This is a genomic window from Kitasatospora sp. NPDC036993 (genome assembly GCF_055607525.1).
On sequence record NZ_JBVJRP010000006.1, the window covers coordinates 13946 to 36317 of the forward strand.

Sequence of the window (22372 nt, forward strand, 5' to 3'; positions counted from 1 at the left end):
GGTGACCTTCCCGGGGGCGCGACGGCAGGACGGCGCGCGGTTGTTGCATGGTGAACATGTGTACGACGGGTGCAGATCGTAGCGGTCGCCGGGGGCTCGGCGCACCGTGGTTACGGCCCGCCGCACCCCGCTCCCACCTGCGGGTTCGTCCCGGTTCCCGGTTCGGGAGGGCTTGGCGGCATTCGCCCACTAGGCTCGGACCCATGACCCAGCACCAGCTTCCTCAGGGCTTCGAGACCCTCGCCATCCACGCGGGTCAGGAAGCAGACCCCCAGACCGGGGCCGTCGTCACGCCGATCTACCAGGTGTCCACCTACAAGCAGGACGGGGTGGGCGGACTGCGCGGCGGCTACGAGTACAGCCGCAGCGCCAACCCGACCCGCACCGCGCTGGAGGAGTGCCTCGCGGCGCTGGAGGGCGGGGCCCGCGGCCTCGCCTTCGCCTCGGGCCTGGCCGCCGAGGACACCCTGCTGCGCACGATCCTCAAGCCGGGTGACCACATCGTCATCCCCAACGACGCCTACGGCGGCACCTTCCGGCTGTTCGCCAAGGTGCTCACCCGCTGGGGCGTCGAGTTCTCCGTCGCCGACACCCAGAACCTGGCCACCGTCCGCGAGGCGCTGCGCCCCAACACCCGCGCGGTGTGGGTGGAGACCCCGTCCAACCCGCTGCTGGGCATCACCGACCTGGCCGCCCTCGCCGAGATCGCCCACGGCGCCGGCGCGCTGCTGGTGGTCGACAACACCTTCGCCAGCCCGTACCTCCAGCAGCCGATCTCGCTCGGCGCGGACGCGGTCGTGCACTCCACCACCAAGTACATGGGCGGCCACTCGGACGTGGTCGGCGGTGCGCTGGTGCTGGCCGACGCGGCCCTCGGCGAGGAGGTGGCCTACCACCAGAACGCGATGGGCGCCGTCTCCGGCCCGTTCGACGCCTGGCTGGTGCTGCGCGGCATCAAGACGCTGGGTGTCCGGATGGACCGGCACAGCGCCAACGCGGAGAAGGTCGCCGAGCTGCTGGCGAGCCACCCGAAGGTCAGCCAGGTGCTCTACCCGGGCCTGCCCGAGCACCCCGGCCACGACATCGCCGCCAAGCAGATGAAGGGCTTCGGCGGCATGGTCTCGTTCCGGGTCGCCGCCGGCGAGGAGGCGGCCGTCGAGGTCTGCAACCGCGCGCAGCTGTTCACCCTCGGCGAGTCGCTCGGCGGCGTCGAGTCGCTGATCGAGCACCCGGGCCGGATGACCCACGCCTCGGTGGCCGGCTCGCTGCTGGAGGTGCCGTCCGACCTGGTGCGCGTCTCGGTCGGCATCGAGTCGATCGACGACCTGCTGGCCGACCTCACGCAGGCGCTGGGCTGATCGGGCCGGGGCCCCGGCGGCCCCTCACTGCCCCTGCCGGTCCGCCGAGTACGACTCCATCGCGAGGTTGAAGCGGGCCAGCAGGGCGCAGAACGCGCGCTGTTCCTCCGGTGGCCAGCCGGCCACCAGGCGGCGGGTCAACTCGGCCCGGCCGTCCCGGACTTCGGTGAGTCGGCCGGCGCCGTGCGAGGTCAGCGCGAGCCGTACGGCGCGGCGGTCGGCCGGGTCCTGCACCCGGCCGACCAGCCCGGCGGCGACCAGCGGGGCGACCTGGCGGGTCACCGTGGAGGAGTCCACCCCGAGGGCCTCGGCCAGCGCCTTGACGTTGGCCGGGCCGTGCCGGTCCAGCCGGTCGAGCAGCAGGTAGGCGGCCCGGTCGAGCGCCCCGACGTCGCCGCCGGAGGTCCGGACCTGTTCCATCCGGCGCGCGAACAGCGCCAGCTGGTACTGGAGTTGGGTGTACACGGGGTCGGTGCGGTCGGTGGCCTGGGGCGAGGTCGTCGTCATCGCGGCTCACGATCGTCGTGCGGTGAGGGAGGCTCAGGAGCAGCAGCGTACGCGGGCCGGGCGGGCCCGGGAACAGGCCCGGCATCCCGGATTGCCGTCGGAGCCCCCCGTAGTCTGGCGCCATGCACAACTGGCCGATCACCCTCGACGACGTCCGCGGCGCCCAGAAGATGCTCGCCGGGGTCGCCCGGGTGACCCCGATGGAGGGCAGCCGGCACCTCTCCGCGCTGATCGGCGCGCCGGTCCACCTGAAGTGCGAGAACCTGCAGCGCACCGGGTCCTTCAAGCTGCGCGGGGCGTACGTGCGGATCGCGGGACTCTCGCCGGTGCAGCGGGCCGGCGGGGTGGTGGCGGCGAGCGCCGGGAACCACGCCCAGGGGGTGGCGCTGGCGGCCGCGCTGCTGGGCGTGCGCTCCACGGTGTTCATGCCGGTCGCGGCGCCGCTGCCGAAGGTCGCGGCCACCCGCGAGTACGGCGCCGACGTGCGGTTGCACGGTGCCACCGTGGACGAGGCCCTGTTGGCCGCGCAGCGGTACGCGGACGCGACCGGCGCGGTGTTCATCCACCCCTTCGACCACTGGGACGTGGTCACCGGTCAGGCGACCGTCGGGCTGGAGATCCTGGAGCAGTGCCCCGAGGTGCGGACCATCCTGGTCGGGGTGGGCGGCGGCGGGCTGCTGGCCGGGATCGCGGCGGCGGTGAAGCCGCTGCGGCCGGACGTGCGGGTGGTCGGGGTGCAGGCGGCGGGCGCGGCCGCGTACCCGCCCTCGCTGGCGGCCGGGCGGCCGGTGTCGCTGGAGCGGTTCGCCACCATGGCGGACGGGATCATGGTCGGGCGGCCCGGGGACATCCCGTTCGAGGTGGTCAACACGCTCGCGGACGGCATCCGCACGGTCTCCGAGGAGGCGCTGTCGCGGGCGCTGCTGCTCGGGCTGGAGCGTCTGAAGCTGGTGGTCGAGCCGGCCGGGGCGGCCCCGATCGCGGCGCTGCTGGAGCGGCCGGACTCCTTCGAGGGCCCGGTGGTGGCGGTGCTGTCCGGCGGCAACATCGACCCGCAGCTGATGCAGCGGGTGCTGCGGCACGGGCTGGCGGCGGCCGGGCGCTACCTGTCGCTGCGGGTGCGGCTGGCGGACAAGCCGGGCGCGCTGGCGGACCTGCTGGGCGTGCTGACCAGGGTGGACGCCAACGTGCTGGACGTGGCGCACGTGCGGACCGACCCGCGGCTGGGGCTGACCGAGGTCGAGGTGGACCTGCACCTGGAGACCAAGGGGCCCGAGCACTGCGCGCTGGTGGTCGGTGAACTGCGGGACGCGGGGTACGTGGTCTCCGGCTGAGTTCCATCCCTTGACGCGATATATCGCGTACTGGGAGACTCGCGATACATCGCGTTCGAGTCCCAGGGGTCGAGTACCGACTCGCCCGCGTGCCCGAAAACAGGGCAGAGTGGGACAGATCGCCCCATACGTCCTAGGAGATGAGGCAGGCCATGGCGCCAGCCATCCAAGCCGAGAACCTGGTGAAGACCTTCGGCGACGTACGAGCCCTGGACGGCGTCAGCCTCGACGTCCCCGAGGGCACGGTGCTCGGGCTGCTCGGCCCGAACGGCGCCGGGAAGACCACCACCGTGCGGGTCCTCACCACTCTGCTCCGCCCCGACTCCGGCCGCGCGGTGGTCGCCGGGGTCGACGTGCTGAAGCACCCCAACCAGGTCCGCAGCCTGATCGGCCTCTCCGGCCAGTACGCGGCGGTCGACGAGTACCTGACCGGCTTCGAGAACCTCACCATGGTCGGCGAGCTCTACCAGATGACCCACCGCGAGGCGAAGGCCCGGGCGCTGGAGCTGCTGGAGTGGTTCAACCTCGCCGAGGCCAAGGACCGTACGGCCAAGACCTATTCGGGCGGCATGCGCCGGCGCCTGGACCTGGCCGCGGCCCTGGTCGTCCGGCCGCCGGTGATGTTCCTGGACGAGCCGACCACCGGCCTCGACCCGCGCAACCGGCTCGCGCTCTGGGAGGTCATCGAGACCCTGGTCGAGCAGGGCACCACGCTGCTGCTCACCACCCAGTACCTGGAGGAGGCCGACCGCCTCGCCCACGACATCGCGGTGGTCGACCACGGCCGGGTGATCGCCCGCGGCACCGCCGACCAGCTCAAGGCGCAGATCGGCGGCGAGCGGATCGAGGTCGTGGTGCACGAGCCAGGACTGGTCACCGACGCGCTCGCGGCGCTGTCCGGCTACGCGCTGGGCGAGCCGACGGTGGAGAAGAACACCCGCCGGATCACCGTGCCGATCAGCGGCGGCGCCCGGGTGCTCGCCGACGCGATCCGCGAACTGGACTCCCGCGGGATCGAGATCGACGACATCGGGCTGCGCCGCCCGACCCTGGACGACGTCTTCCTCACCCTCACCGGCCACGTCGCCGAGGAGCGGCCCGAGGAGGAGGACGGCGACGACGCCGGCGCGGACGGCCGGGGCAGGGGCAGGGCCGGCGGCAAGGGCGGCCGCGGGCCGGACAAGCAGGCCGTGACGGCCGGGAAGGAGAGCTGAGATGGGCACCGCCACCGAACACGCCATCGGCCCGGCGATGCCCAGGCAGCGCCGGGGGGTCTCCGCCGCCCTGCACGACTCCTGGGTGGTCGCCAAACGGAACCTGCGCCGGACGACCCGCATACCCGAGATCGTCGTCTTCGGGCTGATGCAGCCGGTCATGTTCGTGCTGCTGTTCTCGTACGTGATGGGCGGGGCGATCAAGATCCCCGGCACGAACTCCAGCTCGGACACGTACATCCAGTTCCTGATGGCCGGCATCTTCGCCCAGACCGTCACCTTCGCCGTCGCCGGTGCCTCGGCGGGCATCGCGGAGGACATGAGCAAGGGGCTGGTGGACCGGTTCCGCTCGCTGCCGATGGCCCGTTCCGCGGTGCTGGTCGGCCGCACCCTCGCGGACCTGTGCCAGACCGCGTTCACCCTGGTCGTGCTGGCGCTGGTCGCGCTGCTGGTCGGCTGGCGGATCCACGACGGCCTGCTCAAGGCGCTCGGCGCCTTCGGCCTGCTGCTCCTGCTCGGCTACGCCTTCTCCTGGATCGGCGCGCTGATCGGCCTGTCGGTGCGCAGCCCCGAGGCTGCCACCTCGGCCGGACTGATCTGGCTGTTCCCGCTGACCTTCGTGTCCAACGCCTTCGTGCCGGTCACCTCGATGCCGGGCTGGCTCCAGGGGATCGCGTACTGGAACCCCTTCAGCGCCACCGTGCAGGCCTGCCGGGTGCTGTTCGGCAACCAGGTCGGCCCGGTGGACAGCGCCTGGTCGATGCAGCACGCGGCGCTGGTGTCGGTGCTGTGGTCGGTGGTGATCACCGCGGTGTTCTCGTGGCTGGCGGTGCGCAAGTACCGGTCGTCCAGCGCCTGACCCGGCCCGGCCCGGAACGCCGAGGGCGGCCGCGGAAGTCCCTGACCTCCGCGGCCGCCCTCGTGTCGTGGCGCCGGATCAGCCGGCGTGCGGCACGACCTTGACGATCTTCACCATGGCCGGCCTGCCGTTCGGCAGCTCGTAGGTGGCCTCGTCGCCGATCCGCTTGCCGTCGATCGCGCGGCCCAGCGGGGACTGCGGCGAGTAGACGTCCAGGTCGTCGGCGCCGGCGACCTCGCGGGAGGCGAGCAGGAACTCCATGAGGTCGTCCTCGTCGCCGTCGAAGGCGACCGTGACGACCATGCCCGGGGCCACCGTGCCCGAGTCGGCCGGGGCCTCGCCGACCTTGGCCCGCTCCAGCAGCTGGGTCAGCTGGCGGATGCGCAGCTCCTGCTTGCCCTGCTCCTCCTTCGCCGCGTGGTAGCCGGCGTTCTCCTTGAGGTCGCCCTCCTCGCGCGCCGCCTCGATCTTCTGGGCGATCTCGATGCGCCAGGGCCCGGTCAGGTGGTCCAGCTCGGCCTTGAGCTGGTCGTAGCCGGCCTGAGTGAGCCAGGTCACGTTCTCACTGGTCTGGGTCACGGGTGCTCCTCGTAGGTGCTGGGGGGCTGTGCTGAGGGTGTGAGTCGTCAGCAGGGTCGGTGGTGATATCGGTCTCAACTACAAAGCAACGCCCGCTCCCGTACCATCCGGTGCGGAAGGGGCGAAACCACGAGCCTAACAAGTCCTGCCGACATGCGGGAGAGGCGTTCGCGCGCCATTGACGGCGGCGTTGCGCCGGGGTGTACGGCAACGGGGCGCGGAACCCTCTACGGATGCCCGCTCCCCGGATCGAATATGCGCGCCGCCGGTGACGGGTGCGCCGTGCGGGGCGCGCGGCCGGGCGTGTGGCGCGGGGGCGCGAGGGGCGTGGCGCCGGGGCGCCGGGGCGTGACGCGGGGTGCGCGCTACTTGGCCGGGGTGCAGCCCAGCAGTTCGGCGGTGGTGCCGCGCGCGGTGGTGCGCAGGGTGACCACCGCGTCGTAGCTGGAGCCGGCCGCCGGGACCGGGAAGTCGGCCACCCCGACCACCGCGTGGTCGTCGGCCTGCGAGCGGACCGTACAGGTGCCGGCCTGCCCGTCGCCCTTGCGCACGGTGAGGTGCAGCTGGACCTCGGAGTCGGAGAGTACCTGGAAGGTCGGCACCGAGCCGTTGATCTTCGACTCGCGCAGCAGGTAGGAGCCGCCCAGCCAGGCGATCAGGCCCAGGCCGAGCAGGCCGCAGACCGCGCCGATCACCTTCAGGCGGCGGTCCGAGTCACGGGTGCCGCCGCGGCCGTAGCGCCCCTCGGGCAGCCGGGCGGCGGTGGTGTCTGCACTCATCGGACTCCGTCCTCTCCTGGGGGAGGGGCCGCGCGGGGTGGTGCGGGGGAATGCGACGGACCTCCAGTCCGTCACTATAGGAGGGGCACGCCCGCGGCCGGTCCGGCGGGGGCAGGGCTCGGCCGCGCCGGCGACGTTCAGCGGCCCGGCCCCGCGGCGACGCGGTCCCGAAGTGAGCGGTTCGTACGGTGGGCAGACCCGGACTCCGCGGAACGCCCGACGAGTGTGGAAGGAACGCAAGGCGTTGACTGAGCAGTTGCGACTGATGGCGGTGCACGCCCACCCGGACGACGAGTCCAGCAAGGGCGCGGCCACCATGGCCAGGTACGTCGAGCAGGGCGTGGACGTGCTGGTGGCCACCTGCACGGGGGGCGAGCGCGGGTCGGTCCTCAACCCCAAGCTCCAGGGGGACCCGTACATCGAGGAGAACATCCACGAGGTGCGCCGCAAGGAGATGGACGAGGCGCGGGCGATCCTCGGCGTCCGGCAGGCCTGGCTGGGCTTCGTGGACTCCGGGCTGCCCGAGGGGGACCCGCTGCCCCCGCTGCCCGAGGGCTGCTTCGCCCTCCAGGACGTCAAGGAGGCGGCGGAGCCGCTGGTCCGGCTGATCCGCGAGTTCAGGCCGCAGGTCATCACGACCTACGACGAGAACGGCGGCTACCCGCACCCGGACCACATCATGACCCACAAGATCACCATGCTGGCCTTCGACGCCGCGGGCGACCCGGACGCCTACCCGGAGGCCGGCGAGCCCTGGCAGCCGCTCAAGCTGTACTACAACCACGGCTTCCCGATGGGCCGCATCCGGGCCCTGCACGCGTACCTCACCGAGCACGGCCACGAGTCGCCGTACGGGGAGTGGATCGAGGGCTGGGAGAAGAGCGGCCGCAAGGAGCGCGAGATCACCACCCGGGTCCGCTGCGACGACTGGTTCGAGACCCGCGACCGCGCGCTGATCGCCCACGCGACCCAGATCGACCCGGACGGCCCGTGGTTCCGCGTTCCCCTGGAGGTCCAGCGCGAGGTCTGGCCCACCGAGGACTACGAACTCGCCCGTACCCTGGTCGACGTGGACCTGCCGGAGGACGACCTGTTCGCCGGTCTGCGCACCCCCACCCTGGTGGCCGAGGCCGCCGACACGCGCGACTGAACCACCCCCCGAGGGCCCGGCTCCCCGTGAGCCGGGCCACCATAGAGATATGAGTGCCTCCGTGAACCTCGTCCATCTCGCCGCTGACCTCGCCGTCGACGACGCCAAGGTCACCCCCGGCCTGCTCGGCTTCGTCGTCTTCGCCGCCCTCGGCGTCGCGACCTGGTTCCTGGCCAAGTCGATGAACCGGCAGTTCAAGAAGGTCGATTTCGTCGAGGAGCCGGAGGCCCCGAAGGAGTGAGCCGGCGGCCGACCCCGCCCGTGGGGCCGGCCTTCGGTGAAGCGGTCCCGGCGGCCCGTCCGGCTTCGTAGGATCCCGAGCCATGACGTGGCCGTGGCAGACCGTGGTGCGCTGGGCGGGGTACGGGGCGGCCGCTCCGGCTGCTCCACGGATGCGAGTCCGCCTCGGCCCGGGGGCCGTCGGCCGGACACGGCGGACGCCGGAAGTGCCGAAGCTCGGGTGCTCATCGAGGACTTGGACACGGCCCGCCGGCCGTCACACCACACAAGATCAAATAATCTCCCGGCGCCCCGGCGTACGCCGGGGCGCCGGGACCTAGGTCCTATTTTGACCAAGCGGGAACCATGCGAGGCTGAGGCCGCGCGATCAACATGTTGGGGAACCACCCGGGGATCCGCCAGGACCGAATCCGTTCACTGGCCGACTGATTTTCGCGTACCGCGGCCCGGGCATCGGATTTCGAGCAATCGGAAGGTGGGGTCTTGGTGGTGAGCGGCCTGTCAAGCCAACCGCAGTCGGGCTCGAACGAGCTGAGAGTGCACTGGAACTCGCCGCTCAGCGGGCAGCGGAAGGCGTCGGGGAAATACCAGGTCGGCCAGCTCGACTTCGACGAGATCGTCGAATTCGCCCAGGAAGCGGACAGCCTGGGCGTGGACTCGCTCCTCATGGGGATCGGCTTCCACATGCCTGATCCGCTCCCGATGCTCGGCGCCCTGGTCCGCGAGACCAAGCGCGTCAAGTTCCTCCTCGCCTACCGTCCCGGACTGCTTTCGCCGACGCTCTTCGCCCAGGTGGTCAACACGGTCTCGTGGATGTCGGACGGGCGGATATCCCTCAACCTGGTCGCCGGCACCTCCCCGGCCGAGCAGGCCTATTACGGGGACTTTCTCGCGCACGACGAGCGCTATGCGCGCTCCAACGAGTTCCTGGACATTCTCCACCGATTCTGGCGGAATGAGACCCCGCTGTCCTTCGAGGGCGAGCACTATCGCATCAAGGACGCGCAGATCGGCCTGGGATACAAGGGCGGAGGCCGTCCCGAGATCTACATCAGCGGGGCCTCGGAGGTGGCGCAGCAGACCGCTGTGGACCACGGCGACTGCTGGCTGCGGTACGGCGACACCCCCGAGGGAATGGCCGCGGCGGCGAAGTCCGTGCTGACGCAGGGCGGCCGGGTGGGAACCCGCATGCACGTGCTGGCGAGGGAGAGCCGCGAGGAAGCGCTGGCGGATCTCGCCGAGCTGATGGGCAATCCCGACGAGGAGCACCGGAAGCGGATCGCAGCCGCGGTGGCCTCCTCCGATTCCGTGGCGGTGAAGACGTCCTTCCAGCTGGCCGACACCGCGGAATCCGACTGGATTTCTCCCATGCTGTTCTCCGGTGCCGTCGCGTATCGCGGCGGGCCGGCTCTCTGCGTGGTGGGCAGCTACGAGGAGGTCGCGGCGTACCTCTACGAGTACAAGGCGGCCGGGGTCAGCGAGTTCATCTTCTCGGGCTGGCCGACGCAGGAGGAGATGCGGATCTTCTACACCCGGGTGCTGCCGCTGTTGCGCCGGCACGAACGCGCCGGGCAGGTGGTGTGAGGGCCGGCGCCCCCAGCGCCGCGCAGCGTGAGTCGGTCACGCTGCGCGCGGGCGTGGGCGGCGCCGGTGCCTTCCCGGGTGTCGAGATGCCCTGAGGTGCCGGGTGCCGGCGGGTTGCCGGGTGTGGGTGCGTCCCGGCGGTTCCGAACGTTTCGCCCGCCTCGCCAGGACGAACCGCTTCCGGAGGCCACCCGCTCCGACCGCTGCCGTGTTCCGCCGCCTCGACCACGGTGCGGGCCCTGTTTCCGGCGCCCCGAGCGCCCGGCGGACCCCTGCCGCCGGCGCACCCGCCGCCATCGCAGCCGCCGAGGCCGCCTCCGGGACGCGAGCCGGGAGCACGGCCCCGCGCGAGGGCCACCTCCGGTGACGACGCGGGCGCCTTGCCTCGGCGGTGACGCCAGCGGCCGGGCCGCGACGGATTTCTCCTTCGACAATGCCGTCAGCTGGGCTTTTCTCGGTTTTCCCGAGGTCGCATGCGTCCGCCGGCGCACATTCGCCACCCGCACCGGGGCCCGGCCGGCGGCCGAAACCGGATCGCCGGCTTCCGGGCAATCCCACGGCTGCCCGACACCGGAGCCCGGTCGGCTGCGAATGGGCCCGCCGGGCCGGCCCGATGTGGAATCCGCCGTTCCACCGCCCCTCGCCCCATGACGGGGTGCCGGTGGCTTTGGGTGGGCGCCGGATTTTGACAGCGAACACTGGCCGACCGATTGGACCAGCGTGTAGCCTGGAATGTGTTTGAGCAGTTTCAGTCTGCGTCTTGAGCGAGCATCAAGGGGGACACCTTCGCCTGACCGTGAAGCGCTGCTTCGTGGTCGAGCCACCGATTCTTCACAGCGTTGCCATTTTCGTCTGCGAACAATTGGTGCGCTCACACAGGGGGAGATTGCATTGACGTCCTGCCTATGTGCACTTCCCATCGATTCGCCGGGCTTCTGTATTCAGGGCGGTACTCCCCATCCGGGAGCCGTCGATCCGGCAGCGAAATTCTATCCACCCGGCAGGATTACGGCTTGGCCGGTGCCGGTGCCGGTGCCGGTGCCAATGCCGGTGCCGGTGCCGGTGCCGATGTCAGGGCCCGGCCCGGCCGGGAGAGGCCGGAAGCGAGGTCGCCGCCCCGGCCGGTGCCCCCCGGTGACGAGTGGCGGAAGACCGTCGTGGACGCCACCCTCCGGAATCTCCGCCCCCTTGCCCGGATCGAGGCCCCCTCCGCCCCCCTCCGCCCCCCTCCGCCCCTTCCGACGTCCTGCCGGCCCGCACGTCGGGGCCGGGCCGGATGTCGGGCCGCCTGCCGTGACCGCCGCCGCCGGGTGACCTGCCGGCACTCACCGCTCACCGCTCACCGCTCACCGCTCAGCGCTCAGCGCCGGGGGTGCCGTGTGATTGAAGCCCCTGGACGTTTTTTCTCATGCTCTTCGAGAGAAGGAAAGAGGAGACAGGACGTGGAAGAAGCGCTGGCCACAAAACTCACCTGCCGGGAGTTAGATGTGCTCGGACTGCTGGCCGGGGGGCTGAGCAACCGGCTCATCGCCCGAAGGCTGGACATCTCCGAGAAGACCGTGAAGAACCACCTCAGCAGCATCTACCTGAAGATCGGCGCCACCGACCGCACGCAGGCCGCGCTCTACGCCCGACACGTCGGCCTGCCCGATCCGGGGAAAGCGACTCCGTCCGCCCCGGCCTCCGCTCCGGCGTCCGATCCCGTCCCCGAGGAGGGCTCGCCGCCGACCGGCCCGGCCCTCACCGCGCGCGAGCGGGGCGTACTCCGGTTGCTGGCACGGGGGTTGAGCAATCGGGTCATCGCCCGAAGACTTGACATCTCCGAGAAGACCGTGAAGAACCACCTCAGCAGCATCTACCTGAAGATCGGCGCCGCTCACCGCACCCAGGCCGCGCTCTACGCCCAGTGCGTCGGCCTCGCTTCCTGAGCGGCTCGCAGCCGGACCTCCTCCCCGGGGGATCTCCGCTGCCGCCCGGTGCGCTCGTTCCTCCGCGGTCGCGTCGGGTCGGTGTCGCGAGCCGGTCCGCTGACCCGGGGCCGTCGCACCGCCGACGCCGACGCCGGGACCACGGCCCGGGTCTCGCCGTACCGGCCGGTCGACGGCAGGGCGCTGCCGCTCACCGTCATCCCTCCTCGACGAGGAACCTCCGCACCAGCCGGCCCGCCTCGTCCCGGCACTCCTCGAAGTAGGCGTGCCGGGCGCCCGGGAAGAGGTGCGTCCGGGCACCGGGGATGCGCGAGGCGAGCAGCCGGAGGTTGTCCGGCGGGGTGAGCCGGTCCTGGCCGCCGTGGAGGACCAGGGTGGGGGCCCCGATGCCCGGCAGTTCGCTCCACGCGTCGTGCCCGTTGCTGGCGACGAGGTGGGCGCGGCGCGCGTGGGAGGGCATGTGGGGGTCGCCGAGGGTGCGGTAGGGGCCGGGATGCGCGGCCTGCCAGGCGGGGGAGTACATCAGGTCGGTCAGCTCGCGGCGGACGGCCTCCGGATCCGGCCGCGCGAGGGACCGCCGTACCGACGCGTCGCGCTCCACGGCGTGCGGACCGCCCGGGGAGGTGCAACCCAGGACCAGCCGGCGGACCCGCTCCGGGTGGCGGATCGCGAGCCACTGCGCGACCCGGCCGCCCATCGAGGTGCCGTACACGTCGGCGCGCGTGATGCCGAGCGCGTCCAGGACCGCGACGACGTCGTCCGCGAACTGCCGGACGGAGTACGGCCCTTCGGGCTTGTCGCTGGCGCCCGTGCCGCGCGGGTCCAGGGTGACGGTGGAGCGCACGGTGTGGAAGTCCTCGCGCACGCCGTCCCACCAGTGGTGGTCGTTGGCCTGCCCGGGGAGCAGTACCAGCGGCGGCCCCTCCCCGCGGTGCTGGTAGGCCAAGGCGGTGCCGTCCTGGGCGCGGGCGAAGGTCGGGGCCGGCCGGCCGGGTTCGGTCATCGACGTCCTTCGAACGGGCACACGGGGCACGGGGGCGGCGCGTGGTGTCATGGGTCCTCCTCACGGTAGCCCGAAGAAGCACGCGGCAGGAGCGCTATCGAGGTTCTGCCGAACGGGGGCTGCTGCGCGGGATCCGCGGCGGGTCCCTCTCAGATCCGCCAGTCGCCCGCGATCTTCAGCAGCCGGTCGTTCTGCTCGGGAGTGCCGATGGTGATCCGCACCCCCTCGTCGCCGAAGGGGCGCACCATGACTCCCGCCGCCTCGCACGCGTCGGCGAACGCCGGCGAGTGCGAACCGAGGCGCAGCCAGACGAAGTTGGCCTGGCTGTCGGGAACGCTCCAGCCCGCGGCCCGCAGGGCGCGGGTGACCCGGGTGCGCTCGGCCACCAGGGTCCGGACCCGCTCCAGCAGTTCGGGTTCCGCCGCCAGCGAGGCACGCGCGGCGGCCTGGGCGAGGCCGCTGACGCCGAACGGCACGGTGCAGGCGCGCAGCGCGGCCGCGACCGGCGGATGCGCGACCGCGTAGCCGACGCGCAGCCGTGCCAGCCCGTACGCCTTGGAGAAGGTGCGCAGGACGGCGACGTTGGGACGGTCGCGGTAGAGCTCGATGCCGTCGGGTACGTCGGCGTCGTCGACGAACTCGCGGTACGCCTCGTCGAGCACCACCAGCACGTCGCCGGGCACCCGGTCGAGGAAGCGCTCGAGTTCGCCGCGGTGCACGGCCGTGCCGGTCGGGTTGTTGGGGTTGCACACGACGACCATGCGGGTGCGTTCCGTCACCGCGTCGGCCATGGCCTCCAGATCGTGCCGCTCGTCACGCAGCGGAATCTGCACGGGGGTGGCCCCGGTGGCCCAGACGAGCATCGGGTACGCCTCGAACGAGCGCCAGGCGAACAGCACTTCGTCCCCGTCACCGGCCGCGGCGCACAACAGGTCCTTGGTGACGCCGAGCGATCCGGTGCCGGGCACGAGGTGCTCCGGGGGCACCGCGAGGGCCGCGGACAGCTCCGCGACCAGTTCACCGCTCTTCGCGTCGGGGTAGCGGTTGACGCGTCCCAGCTCCTCGCGCACCGCGGCGACGACCGACGGCAGCGGGGGGTAGGGGTTCTCGTTCGACGACAACTTGTCCACCAGGTCGCTGGGCGCGGCCCGGCCCGGGACGTAGCGCGGCAGCCCGGAGACATCGGCGCGCAGCCGGGGGACAGGTGCAGAGGGCATGGGGGAACTTCCTGAACGGGGGAGCGGACGGTGGTGCGGGGGCGTCGTTCATCCGGGAGTCCGGGAGTCCGGGAGTCCGGGAGTCCGGGAGTCCGGGCGCCCCGGACCCGGGGAGCCGTGCGCCGCGACGAGGCGCGCGGGCGGGAGATCCGGCCCGCGCGCCGACACCCCTGGGATCAGCCGGCGGCCCCGGCGGGCGCGTCCTCCTCCTCGACGGCCGTGGTCAGGACCCCCGCCCTGGCGAACTCCTCCATGAAGCTGGGGAAGGACAGCCGGACGTCCTCGTAGCCCGAGAACCGGTTGGCGGACTGCATCCGCAGGCCGGCCACGAACAGCGACATGAAGATGCGGTGGTCGCCCCAGCTGGACAGCGTCACTCCGCCGGGGTACGTCCGCGCGCCGCGGACCTCGAAGCCGTCGCAGACCCCGTCGTCGTACAGGACCTCGATGTCCACGCCCGCGCGGGTCAGTTCGGCGGCCATGGCCTCGATGCGCGACGCCTTGTGGAACCGGGTGAGGCGCCCGCCGGTCACCCGCAGGCTGCCCTGCACGTACGCCCCGAGGGCGGCGAGCGTGGGCACGATGTTGGGGCAGTCCCGCACATCCACCGCGAAGTCGCCGCACAGGCTGCCCGGCGGGTTGTCGACGGTCAGCGACAGGGTGTCCCGGTCGAAGGTGACGCTCACCCCGAGCTGCTCCAGGATCGGGACGATCGCGAACTCGCCCTGCATGCTGTCGCCGTACACGTTGGTCAGGACGGTCCGGCCGGGGAAGAGCGCGGCGGCGGCCAGCAGGTACGAGGCGGAGGTGTAGTCCTCGTGCGTGGTGACGTCCTGGGCCTGGTAGGAGGAGGGCTCCACCTGGTAGTGACGCATGTCCTCCGACGCGGACACCTTGATGCCGGCGTCGGTCAGGCTCGCCAGCGTCTGCCGGATGTACGACTGGGAGTAGACCTCGCCCGTCACCTCGATCTCCACCGGGCCTTCGGCCAGCGGCGCGGCGAACAGGATGGCGGTGATGAACTGCGAGCTGATGTCGCCCGGCAGCCGGCAGGTGCCGCCCTTCAGGCCGCCTCCCCAGTTGACGACCGGGGCCTTGTTCTCGTCGACGATCGACTCGATGTCCGCGCCCAGTTCGCGCAGCGCCTCCAGCAGGGGCTCCATCACGCGCCTGCGCAGGGTCGCGTCGGCCGTCACCACGACCGGCGACGGCAGCGCGGAGGCCAGCGCCGTCACGACGCGGAACACCAGACCCGAGCCGCGGGACTGGATGACCCGCCGGATGTCCGGGAGAGCCCCTCCGATGCCCTGGATCTCCAGGAACCCGTCGTGCTCGGTGATCTCGGCGCCGAAGGCACGGCACGCGTTCTTCATCGTCTCCGTCTCGTCGCAACGGAGGTCGTTGTAGACGCGTGACGTTCCCTCGGCCAGTGTGCCGGTCAGAATTGCCCGTTGCGTCTCCGGTTTCGAAGAAGGGACGCGAAAAGTTCCGGAGAAGGAATCGATCGGATCAACCTTCAGCAGCATCCTCATGTCTCCCGTTTCGCATCGTTCGCCGTCTGGTTTCTTGCAGGCGATGTCGCTTTGACGTCCGGGGCCGGCATTGTCCGCGGAGCGAGAACAGGTCATCCCACCGCTCGGCGCTTCGATGTCGGGGCGGGAGTTCGGAGAACCCTCCTGGCGCGCGTGGCAGCCCTCCGCCGGCGTGGAGGGCGCAATGGGAATTCTGTGTCCCGTGGAGCGGGGGCGGCAATAGGTCCATCTACCCATGGCGTTTCCGGCCGCCGGGCAGCCCCGCCTTCTCAGGCCAGGACCCGGAAGGACTTCTCGTAATAGATCATGGGCGTTCCCGTGCCTTCTTCCAGGCGCGCGCCCGACACCCGGCCGATCAGGATCGTGTGGTCCCCGGCCGGGTGTCTGGCGTACATCTCGCAGTCCAGCTCGACGAGCGCGCCCGCGACGGCCGGCAGTCCGCCGGGCGTCAGGGACAGACCGCCCGAGGCGAACTTGTCGGCACCCTTGGTCGCGAACTGCTCTGCCAGCGGCCGGTGTTCGGGGCCAAGCACGCTCACCGCGAAGTGCCCGCACGAGTCGAACGCCGCGAAGGAGTCGGCCGAGTTCGCCAGACAGACCAGGACCAGCGGCGGGTCCAGCGACACCGAGCAGAACGAACTCGCCGTGAAGCCGCGCGGCAGTCCGCCGTCGTCCAGGGTCGTCACCACCACGACCCCGGCCGCGAACCGGGCCATCGCCGACCGGAATTCCTCGGAGCTCGCCCGCCGTACGGTCTCCGTTCGCTCCGTCACGACAGCATCACCACCTGTCCCGCGAATTTGAGTCCGGATGTGAAGCCCGGCTGCGGGGCCGTGTCCCCGCTGGGTGCGGCATCGGCGTTGTCCGCGGCGCGGGAGCGTGTCGTTCCACCGTCGGGCGCTTCGATCGGGCGCTTCGGTGCCGGGGCGGAAGTTCGTGGAACCCTCCCGGCGCGCAGGGCGGCCCTCCGCCGAAGGTGGAGGGCACGATGGGAATTCTGCGTCCCGTGCGGCGGGTGCGGCAATAGGTCCATCTGCCCATGGCGTTTCCGGTGCCGGGCGGTCGGGGTCCTTCGTCGCCGAGGGAAGACGCCGTCGCCGGTGCTCAGCGGTATCACCGGGCCCCGGGGGGCGGGACCTAGGTCCTATTCTGACCAGGCCGGTCCCGTGCGAGGCTGTGGCAGCGCGATCAACACGTCGAGGGCTGTTCCCGGGATTCAGGTCCGGGTTCGTCCTTCGGGCCCGAAAGGCCCGCCGTTCGCCGCTGTCAAACCGGCCTGTGGCCGGGCGCATCCATGCTTCCTGTGAACCGTGAGGCGATCCATGTCCAGCGCAATCCTGTTCTTGACCCGCTGGCCCTTGTACGAGGACGAGCGACGCTGGGAGAACCGCCTCGCCGCTCCCGACCTGGTCTTCGACCCGGAGACCGACCGCGTCACGTACCTCTGCGACGAGGGCGGTCGCAGCGGAGTGCCCGCCGACGCCGAACGGGTGCACGTCGTACCGGACTTCGGCGACGTGGACGGTGTGCTGAGGCTCGTCGACGCGGTCGTCCGCGACGAGGGCCCGTTCGACCACGTCATCGGCTTCTCCGAGATGCTGCTCGACCTCGCGGCGACCCTGCGCGAGCGGTACGGCATCCCGGGCTCCGGCATCGAGGAGACCGCCCGGTTCCGCGACAAGACCGTCATGAAGGAGCGGGTGTCGCGGGCCGGCCTCCGCGTGCCGCGCTGGGCGTCCTGCCGCACCGAGGAGCAGATCCTCGCGGCCGCCGAGGAGTTCGGCTACCCCGTGATCGTCAAGCCGGTGCGAGGGGCGTCCAGCCAGGGCGTGCGCGAGATCGCCTCGGCCGAGGAACTGCGGGCCCTGTGCGCCGAACGGAGCCTGGACGACCTGGAGATCGAGGAGTTCGTGCAGGGCGAGATCCTGCACGTCGACGGTGTCCTGGACGCCGAGGGCAAGCCGCTGTTCCTGTGCACCTCGCGCTACATCTCCACCTGCCTGGACTTCGAGGTGCTGGGCGCGCCGCTCGGCTCGGTCTTCCAGACCGACCCCGCGGTGCGCGGCCGCTGCGAGGACTTCGCCGTGCGCTGCCTGGTCGCGCTCGGTCTGCGCAGCTCCGCCTTCCATCTGGAACTCTTCGACACCGGCGACGAGTTGGTGTTCCTGGAGGTCGGGGCGCGGGTGCCGGGTGCCGACGTGTCCTATGTCATCGACGACGTCCACGGCGTGAACCTGTGGCGGCTGTGGGTCGACGTGCTGCTCGGCCGTCCGGTGGACCTGCCGGTCCCCGACCCGGAGCTGAGCGGCGGCTGGCTGATCATCCAGGGGCCCAAGCCGCTGCCCCAGAAGGTCACCGCCGCCACCTCGCTCCTGGGTCACATCCCGTATGTGTACCGCGAGTTGGTGCCAAGGCCGGGTGAGGTCCTGATCTCCAGGCCCGGCTCGTACGCCACGCTCCAGGGCGGCCGTTTCCTGTTCCGGGGCGGCACCCAGGAGCAGATCGAGGAGGCCGTGCGCCAGGCGAGTGCGCAGTACCGCCTGACGGCCGAGCCCGTCCCGTAGACCGCCCGAACCATCGCGTGCCCCGGCCGTAGAACCGTCGAGTCCATGGAGGAAGACGTGGGCCAGTTGAGCCATGCGGAGCTGGTTGAGAAGAAGTTCGTACTGTTCGCCGAAGAATGCTTCGGACTCTTCACGAGCAAGATCGCCGCCTCACTGGTCCGCTACAACGGGGACCGCTGCGTCGCCGTGATCGACAGCCTCCAGGCCGGCCGGACCGTGCAGGACGTCCTCGGCTACGGCGGCGCGATCCCGATCGTCAGCCGGGTCGAGGACGCTCTGCACCTGGGCCCCGAAGTCATGATCATCGGCAAGGGCCTGCACTCCGCGGACCTGCCCCCGAACTGGAAGCCGCACATCCTCGCCGCCGTCCGGAACGGCCTGCACCTGATCAACTCGATCCACTACCGCCTCGCCGGCGACCCGGACATCGCCGGTGCCCTCCGGGAGAAGGGCGTCACCGTCTGGGAGACCAAGGACACCCCGCCGGTGCGGCTCAACAGGGCCCGGGTCCTGGACCTGGACACCTGGGTCGTCCACACCTGCGGCAGCGACTCCAACATCGGCAAGAAGACCGCGGCCCTGCAGATCTGGCACGAGGCCAACCGCATCGGCATCAGCACCGGCTTCGCCGCCACCGGCCAGAGCGGCATGCTGATCTCCGGCCACGGCTTCGCGGTCGACGGCGTGCCCGGCGACTTCATGGCCGGCGCCGTCGAGCAGGTCGTCATGGAGGCCGCGGCCGGCAACGAGTGGGTCGTCGTCGAGGGCCAGGGTTCGCTCAACCACATCGGGTTCAGCGGTGTCGCCCTCGCGATCCTGCACGGCGCCCTGCCGCACGCCCTGGTCTTCTGTCACCGCCTCGGCGCCGAGCGCACCAAGGTCTGGGACACGCCCATCATCCCCATCCCCGAGCTCATCCGTATGAACGAGGAGCTCTCCGTCTTCGAACGGCCCGCCAAGGTCGCCGCCGTCAGCGTCAACAGCTTCGGCTTCTCCGAGGAGGACTACCGCCGCGAGGCCGAGAAGCTGGAGGCCGACACCGGACTGCCCGTCGTCGACCCGGTCCGCGAGGGCGGCGCCGCCCGGCTCGTGGAGATCCTGCGCGCCCACCAGCGCGAGACCGCGGACCGGCTGTCCGGCCGCCGGCGCTGAGAGCGGCCCCGGAACTCCGAGGAGATGCACCGATGAAGAGAGCGATCCTGCTCCTCATGCACCAGGGCAAGTCGTACACCGAGGAGATCGCCGCAGCCACCGCCGGGCTCGATCTGGCCCTGGTCGCCCTCAGCTCCCGGCCGGAGGCGCCGGAGGTCCTGGAGGCGAGCCGCCGCCACCTGGCGGACAGCGTGGTCACCGAGGAACCCGAACTGTGCTCCGGCGACCTCGACAAGGCCGTCCGTGAACTCGCCGACCGGGGCTACCGGGTCGAGGCCGCCATCGCCAGCTTCGAGGGCTACCGGCTGCTGATGGCGGAGCTCAACGAGCGGCTCGGCGCGCACGACTCCGCCGCGGCCGTGCTGCGCCTCTGCCTCGACAAGTACGAACTGCGCCGGCACCTCTTCGCCGCGGGGCTGAGCGAGGTCAGGCTCCACCGGCTCGCCCCCGGCGCGAAGCCCGAACTCGACCCCTCCACACGGTGGTTCGTCAAGCCGGTGCGCGGCGCCTCGTCCTTCGCGACCTTCCTCCTGGACGACGTCGACGACCTGGCCGACCTGCCCGCGCTCCAGGAGCAGATGCGCGCCGACCGGCGGATGAAGGCGATCTTCATGGACCGGTACGACTTCCTCGTCGAGGAGTACGTCGAGGGCCCGGAGTTCAGCTTCGAGACCTTCGTCCTCGACGGCCGGGTCCACCACCTGTGCGTCCACGAGAAGGCCCGCGTGGAACGCCTGGAGCGGACCACCCTGGAGGGGATGTCGGTCAGCCCGCCGGTGAGCCTCGACCGTGAACTCGTCCTGGAGGGGGCCGACCACGTCACCCGCTGCCTCGCCGCGCTGGCGGAGCACGGGATGATCGCCGGCGTCTTCCACATCGAGGTCAAGTACTGGGAGTCGAGGAAGCGCTGGGAGATCATCGAGATCAACCCCCGGATGGGCGGCAGCCTCATCAACGCCAGCGTCCGGACCGTCACCGGCCACTCCCTCCTGGACCTGTGGACCGAGTCCCTGCTGCTGCCCGACGCCGAGCAGGACGCCTTCCACGACCGGCTCACCCGCGCCTCCCAGCTGGAGGCCCTGCGCACCGGCGCGCCCACCCGGGCGACCGTGTTCCTCAGCAAGTACGGCGAGAAGGGGCGGACCGTCGACGCGATCCGCTTCGAGCCGCCCACCCGTCCGCCCCGGATCCTGCGCGTCCACGTGGCGGAGGGAACCGAACTCGAGGCGTCCGACCGGGGAATCTGCCTGATGGACGCCCTGTGGGACGTGGCGGCGGACGACCTGGAGGCCGAGACCGCCTTCCTCGACCGGCACGCGACGGAGCACTTCCACGTCCGCTACCGCTGACCACGGCACCACACTCCGACCCTTCCGTGAACGTCCCACGCGAACCCTCTTGTGAAGGAGAACGCGATGAACCGCGTGCAGAACTCCGGGATCACCTACCCGAAGCCGTTCTACAACGAGGAGCAGAGCCGTCTGAAGAAGGCCGAGCTCGACCGCTACATGGACAAGAAGATGGCGGAGTGGAAGGCCACCGTCCCCTTCGCGTCCCACCTGACCGAGCCCGAGCTCCACCAGGCGTACTACCGCCGCACCCTCATCGAGCACGTGTGGCGGATCCGCCTCTCCCGGGTCAGCCAGTCCAAGGCCATCTACAAGATCGCCCAGATCGCGCCGAGGGCCGCCCGCGACTACGCGCAGTACCAGGCCGACGAGATGCTGCACGACAAGCTGTACGTCAGCGACGCCGAGGCCGCCGGTGTCACCGAGGAGGAGATCCTCGCCACCGAGCCCTACCTCTCCACCCGTCTTCTGGAGGGCTTCTTCTACTACGCCCTGGAGCACGAGTCGGTCCTCGCGCCGGTCGTCTCCAACTACCTGGTGGAGTACACCCAGGTGAAGCTCCAGCCGGCCATCGTCGAGAACCTCCAGGACCGGCTCGGCAAGGAGAACGTCAAGGGGCAGGCCGCCCACCTCCACGTCGACACCACCGAGGACCACTCCCAGGAGATGTGGGACATCCTCCACCAGCTGATCTTCAGCGAGGAGGACTTCCAGAAGGTGTTCAAGTACATCGACGACGTCCAGGAGATCCTCGCGCTGTTCTTCCGGGAGATCTACGAGGACACCGTCGCCAAGCACGCGCGGGCCACCGTCTGACCCGTACGTCCAGGGCCCGCGCCGACGACCGGGCCGGCGTGCGGGGACCTCGGGCGCCTGCGGGGTGAACCGGTCGGGGGAACCACGGGGACCGTACGCGGCCCCGCACCGGACGCACCGGACGCACCGGACCGGAGGCACGGCGGGCGGTCCTCCGGTGCCCGGGCCGGGGCACTCGCGGCCGCCCGCCCCGGCCCGTGCGGGGTTACCGGTCGACGGCGCCCTCCAGCTGTCGCGGGTCCGCCGGGCGGTCGTCGCCCGGCGGACCCGCACCAGCCGCACCCTCATCGCACCGCCGCCACGCAGGAGAGAGGAACTCCGCCATGTCCGTACCCGACACAGCCGCGTTCGTCAAGGAGTACCGCGAGAACGGCTTCGTGGTCGCCGAACGCCTCTTCGATCCGAGTGAGGTCGCCGAGCTCAACAGCGCCATCACGGAGATCCTGAACGTCTCCGACATCGGCGCCGTCGCCGAAGTGGAGCCCGGCGACAACGGCATGGCGCGCCGGATCTGGTCGCCCACCAAGCAGCACTCCGCGTTCGAGCGGGCCGCCGCCCACCCCCTGCTGCTCGACCGCGTCGAGGCGCTCATCGGCCCCGACATCCTGTTCCACTACAGCAAGCTCCACCTCAAGGCCCCGCAGGTGGGCAGCGTCGTGGACTGGCACCAGGACTTCGCCTACTACCCGCACACCAACACCGACCTGGTGACAGCCCTCGTCTACCTCGACGACACCACCACCGAGAACTCCGCACTCCAGGCCGTCCCCGGCTCCCACCACCGCCTCGCCGACCACTACGTCGACGGCTTCTTCCGCGGCAAGGTCGTGGGCGCCGACGCCCCCGACCCGGCGCAGGCCGTGGCCATCGAGGCACCCGCGGGCAGCGTGGTCTTCATCCACCCCCTGCTCCTGCACTACTCCTCCCCGAACCGCTCCGACCGGTACCGCCGTGCCTTCCTCCCGGCCTACCGGGCGGCCGACGCCTACCCGATCCACTTCGGCGCGCACGCCGGCCACAACGAGGCGGGCGTGAAGTTGCTGCGCGGCAAGGTGTCGGACACGGCGCGGGTGGAGGCCGGGACGTGGCGCCTCCCGCTCGCGGAGCGCCCCTTCGGCTCGCTCTTCCAGCTCCAGGAGGGCGCCAACCAGGGCGCGGCCGCGGCGGCCACCGGGTACGCCACACTGGACGAGGCGAAGTGACAGCC

At 71.3% G+C, this 22372-nt stretch carries 20 protein-coding genes; 13 read left to right on the forward strand and 7 right to left on the reverse strand.

Translation table 11 applies throughout. The features are described from left to right. The first annotated feature begins 203 nt into the window (after positions 1–203). Positions 204–1358 (forward strand): cystathionine gamma-synthase, encoded by a 1155-nt coding sequence (locus tag ACZ7C5_RS14030; RefSeq protein ID WP_188297633.1) that lies wholly within the window; start codon positions 204–206, stop codon positions 1356–1358. Between the two features lie 24 nt (positions 1359–1382). Here ACZ7C5_RS14030 and ACZ7C5_RS14035 read toward each other — a convergent pair whose 3' ends face one another. Beyond that, a complete protein-coding gene (locus ACZ7C5_RS14035) occupies positions 1383–1865 on the reverse strand; it encodes a MarR family winged helix-turn-helix transcriptional regulator (RefSeq protein WP_401082951.1) in 483 nt (160 codons plus the stop codon). Positions 1866–1987: 122 nt separating this feature from the next. Here ACZ7C5_RS14035 and ilvA point away from each other — a divergent pair, with 122 nt between their 5' ends. The 3 genes from ilvA (at position 1988) to ACZ7C5_RS14050 (ending at position 5272) form a co-directional block, all read left to right on the forward strand. After that, a complete protein-coding gene (ilvA, locus tag ACZ7C5_RS14040; RefSeq protein ID WP_188297635.1) occupies positions 1988–3199 on the forward strand; it encodes a threonine ammonia-lyase in 1212 nt (403 codons plus the stop codon). 152 nt (positions 3200–3351) lie between these two features. Next, positions 3352–4413 carry an ATP-binding cassette domain-containing protein gene (locus tag ACZ7C5_RS14045; protein WP_470322673.1) on the forward strand — a complete coding sequence of 354 codons (1062 nt, stop codon included), beginning with the start codon at positions 3352–3354 and terminating at the stop codon, positions 4411–4413. Between the two features lies 1 nt (position 4414). Continuing rightward, entirely contained in the window at positions 4415–5272 is an 858-nt protein-coding gene (locus ACZ7C5_RS14050; RefSeq protein ID WP_401082958.1) for an ABC transporter permease, read from the forward strand. Positions 5273–5350: 78 nt separating this feature from the next. Here the strand turns inward: ACZ7C5_RS14050 and greA are convergent, their stop codons facing one another. After that, a complete protein-coding gene (greA, locus tag ACZ7C5_RS14055) occupies positions 5351–5851 on the reverse strand; it encodes a transcription elongation factor GreA (protein WP_401082961.1) in 501 nt (166 codons plus the stop codon). A 365-nt stretch (positions 5852–6216) separates the two neighbouring features. Then, complete coding sequence (locus tag ACZ7C5_RS14060) at positions 6217–6630, reverse strand: DUF4307 domain-containing protein (RefSeq protein WP_401082963.1); 414 nt, start codon at positions 6628–6630, stop codon at positions 6217–6219. 244 nt (positions 6631–6874) lie between these two features. Between ACZ7C5_RS14060 and mca the strand changes: the two genes are divergently transcribed. The 4 genes from mca to ACZ7C5_RS14080 all read left to right on the forward strand — a co-directional run bounded on the left by mca (position 6875) and on the right by ACZ7C5_RS14080 (position 11532). Next, positions 6875–7780: a mycothiol conjugate amidase Mca gene (gene mca / locus ACZ7C5_RS14065; RefSeq protein WP_188297640.1), complete on the forward strand. Its 906-nt coding sequence runs from the start codon at positions 6875–6877 to the stop codon at positions 7778–7780. Between the two features lie 49 nt (positions 7781–7829). Beyond that, positions 7830–8021: a hypothetical protein gene (locus ACZ7C5_RS14070; RefSeq protein ID WP_188297641.1), complete on the forward strand. Its 192-nt coding sequence runs from the start codon at positions 7830–7832 to the stop codon at positions 8019–8021. Between the two features lie 485 nt (positions 8022–8506). Then, positions 8507–9604, forward strand: a complete 1098-nt coding sequence (locus ACZ7C5_RS14075; protein ID WP_401082968.1) for an LLM class flavin-dependent oxidoreductase — start codon at positions 8507–8509, stop codon at positions 9602–9604. 1442 nt (positions 9605–11046) lie between these two features. Continuing rightward, complete coding sequence (locus tag ACZ7C5_RS14080; protein WP_401082971.1) at positions 11047–11532, forward strand: response regulator transcription factor; 486 nt, start codon at positions 11047–11049, stop codon at positions 11530–11532. A 196-nt stretch (positions 11533–11728) separates the two neighbouring features. Here the strand turns inward: ACZ7C5_RS14080 and ACZ7C5_RS14085 are convergent, their stop codons facing one another. From ACZ7C5_RS14085 to ACZ7C5_RS14100, 4 genes are all read right to left on the reverse strand, one after another. Further along, on the reverse strand, positions 11729–12535 hold the full coding sequence (locus ACZ7C5_RS14085; protein ID WP_401082974.1) for an alpha/beta fold hydrolase: 807 nt from the start codon (positions 12533–12535) through the stop codon (positions 11729–11731). A 149-nt stretch (positions 12536–12684) separates the two neighbouring features. Further along, complete coding sequence (gene hisC, locus ACZ7C5_RS14090; protein ID WP_401082977.1) at positions 12685–13752, reverse strand: histidinol-phosphate transaminase; 1068 nt, start codon at positions 13750–13752, stop codon at positions 12685–12687. A gap of 176 nt (positions 13753–13928) precedes the next feature. Then, positions 13929–15521: a 3-phosphoshikimate 1-carboxyvinyltransferase gene (gene aroA, locus ACZ7C5_RS14095; RefSeq protein ID WP_401082980.1), complete on the reverse strand. Its 1593-nt coding sequence runs from the start codon at positions 15519–15521 to the stop codon at positions 13929–13931. 32 nt (positions 15522–15553) lie between these two features. Beyond that, on the reverse strand, positions 15554–16057 hold the full coding sequence (locus ACZ7C5_RS14100; protein ID WP_401082983.1) for a flavin reductase family protein: 504 nt from the start codon (positions 16055–16057) through the stop codon (positions 15554–15556). A 549-nt stretch (positions 16058–16606) separates the two neighbouring features. Here ACZ7C5_RS14100 and ACZ7C5_RS14105 point away from each other — a divergent pair. From ACZ7C5_RS14105 to ACZ7C5_RS14125, 5 genes are all read left to right on the forward strand, one after another. Continuing rightward, entirely contained in the window at positions 16607–17848 is a 1242-nt protein-coding gene (locus ACZ7C5_RS14105) for an ATP-grasp domain-containing protein (RefSeq protein WP_401082986.1), read from the forward strand. A gap of 45 nt (positions 17849–17893) precedes the next feature. After that, a complete protein-coding gene (locus tag ACZ7C5_RS14110) occupies positions 17894–19000 on the forward strand; it encodes a DUF1611 domain-containing protein (protein WP_401082989.1) in 1107 nt (368 codons plus the stop codon). Between the two features lie 32 nt (positions 19001–19032). Continuing rightward, positions 19033–20349 carry an ATP-grasp domain-containing protein gene (locus ACZ7C5_RS14115; RefSeq protein WP_401082992.1) on the forward strand — a complete coding sequence of 439 codons (1317 nt, stop codon included), beginning with the start codon at positions 19033–19035 and terminating at the stop codon, positions 20347–20349. A gap of 66 nt (positions 20350–20415) precedes the next feature. Next, the gene (locus ACZ7C5_RS14120; protein ID WP_401082995.1) at positions 20416–21165 is read left to right on the forward strand and encodes an iron-containing redox enzyme family protein; all 750 of its coding nucleotides are present in this window, start codon (positions 20416–20418) and stop codon (positions 21163–21165) included. Positions 21166–21488: 323 nt separating this feature from the next. Further along, a complete protein-coding gene (locus tag ACZ7C5_RS14125; RefSeq protein ID WP_401082997.1) occupies positions 21489–22367 on the forward strand; it encodes a phytanoyl-CoA dioxygenase family protein in 879 nt (292 codons plus the stop codon). Positions 22368–22372 lie beyond the last annotated feature (5 nt).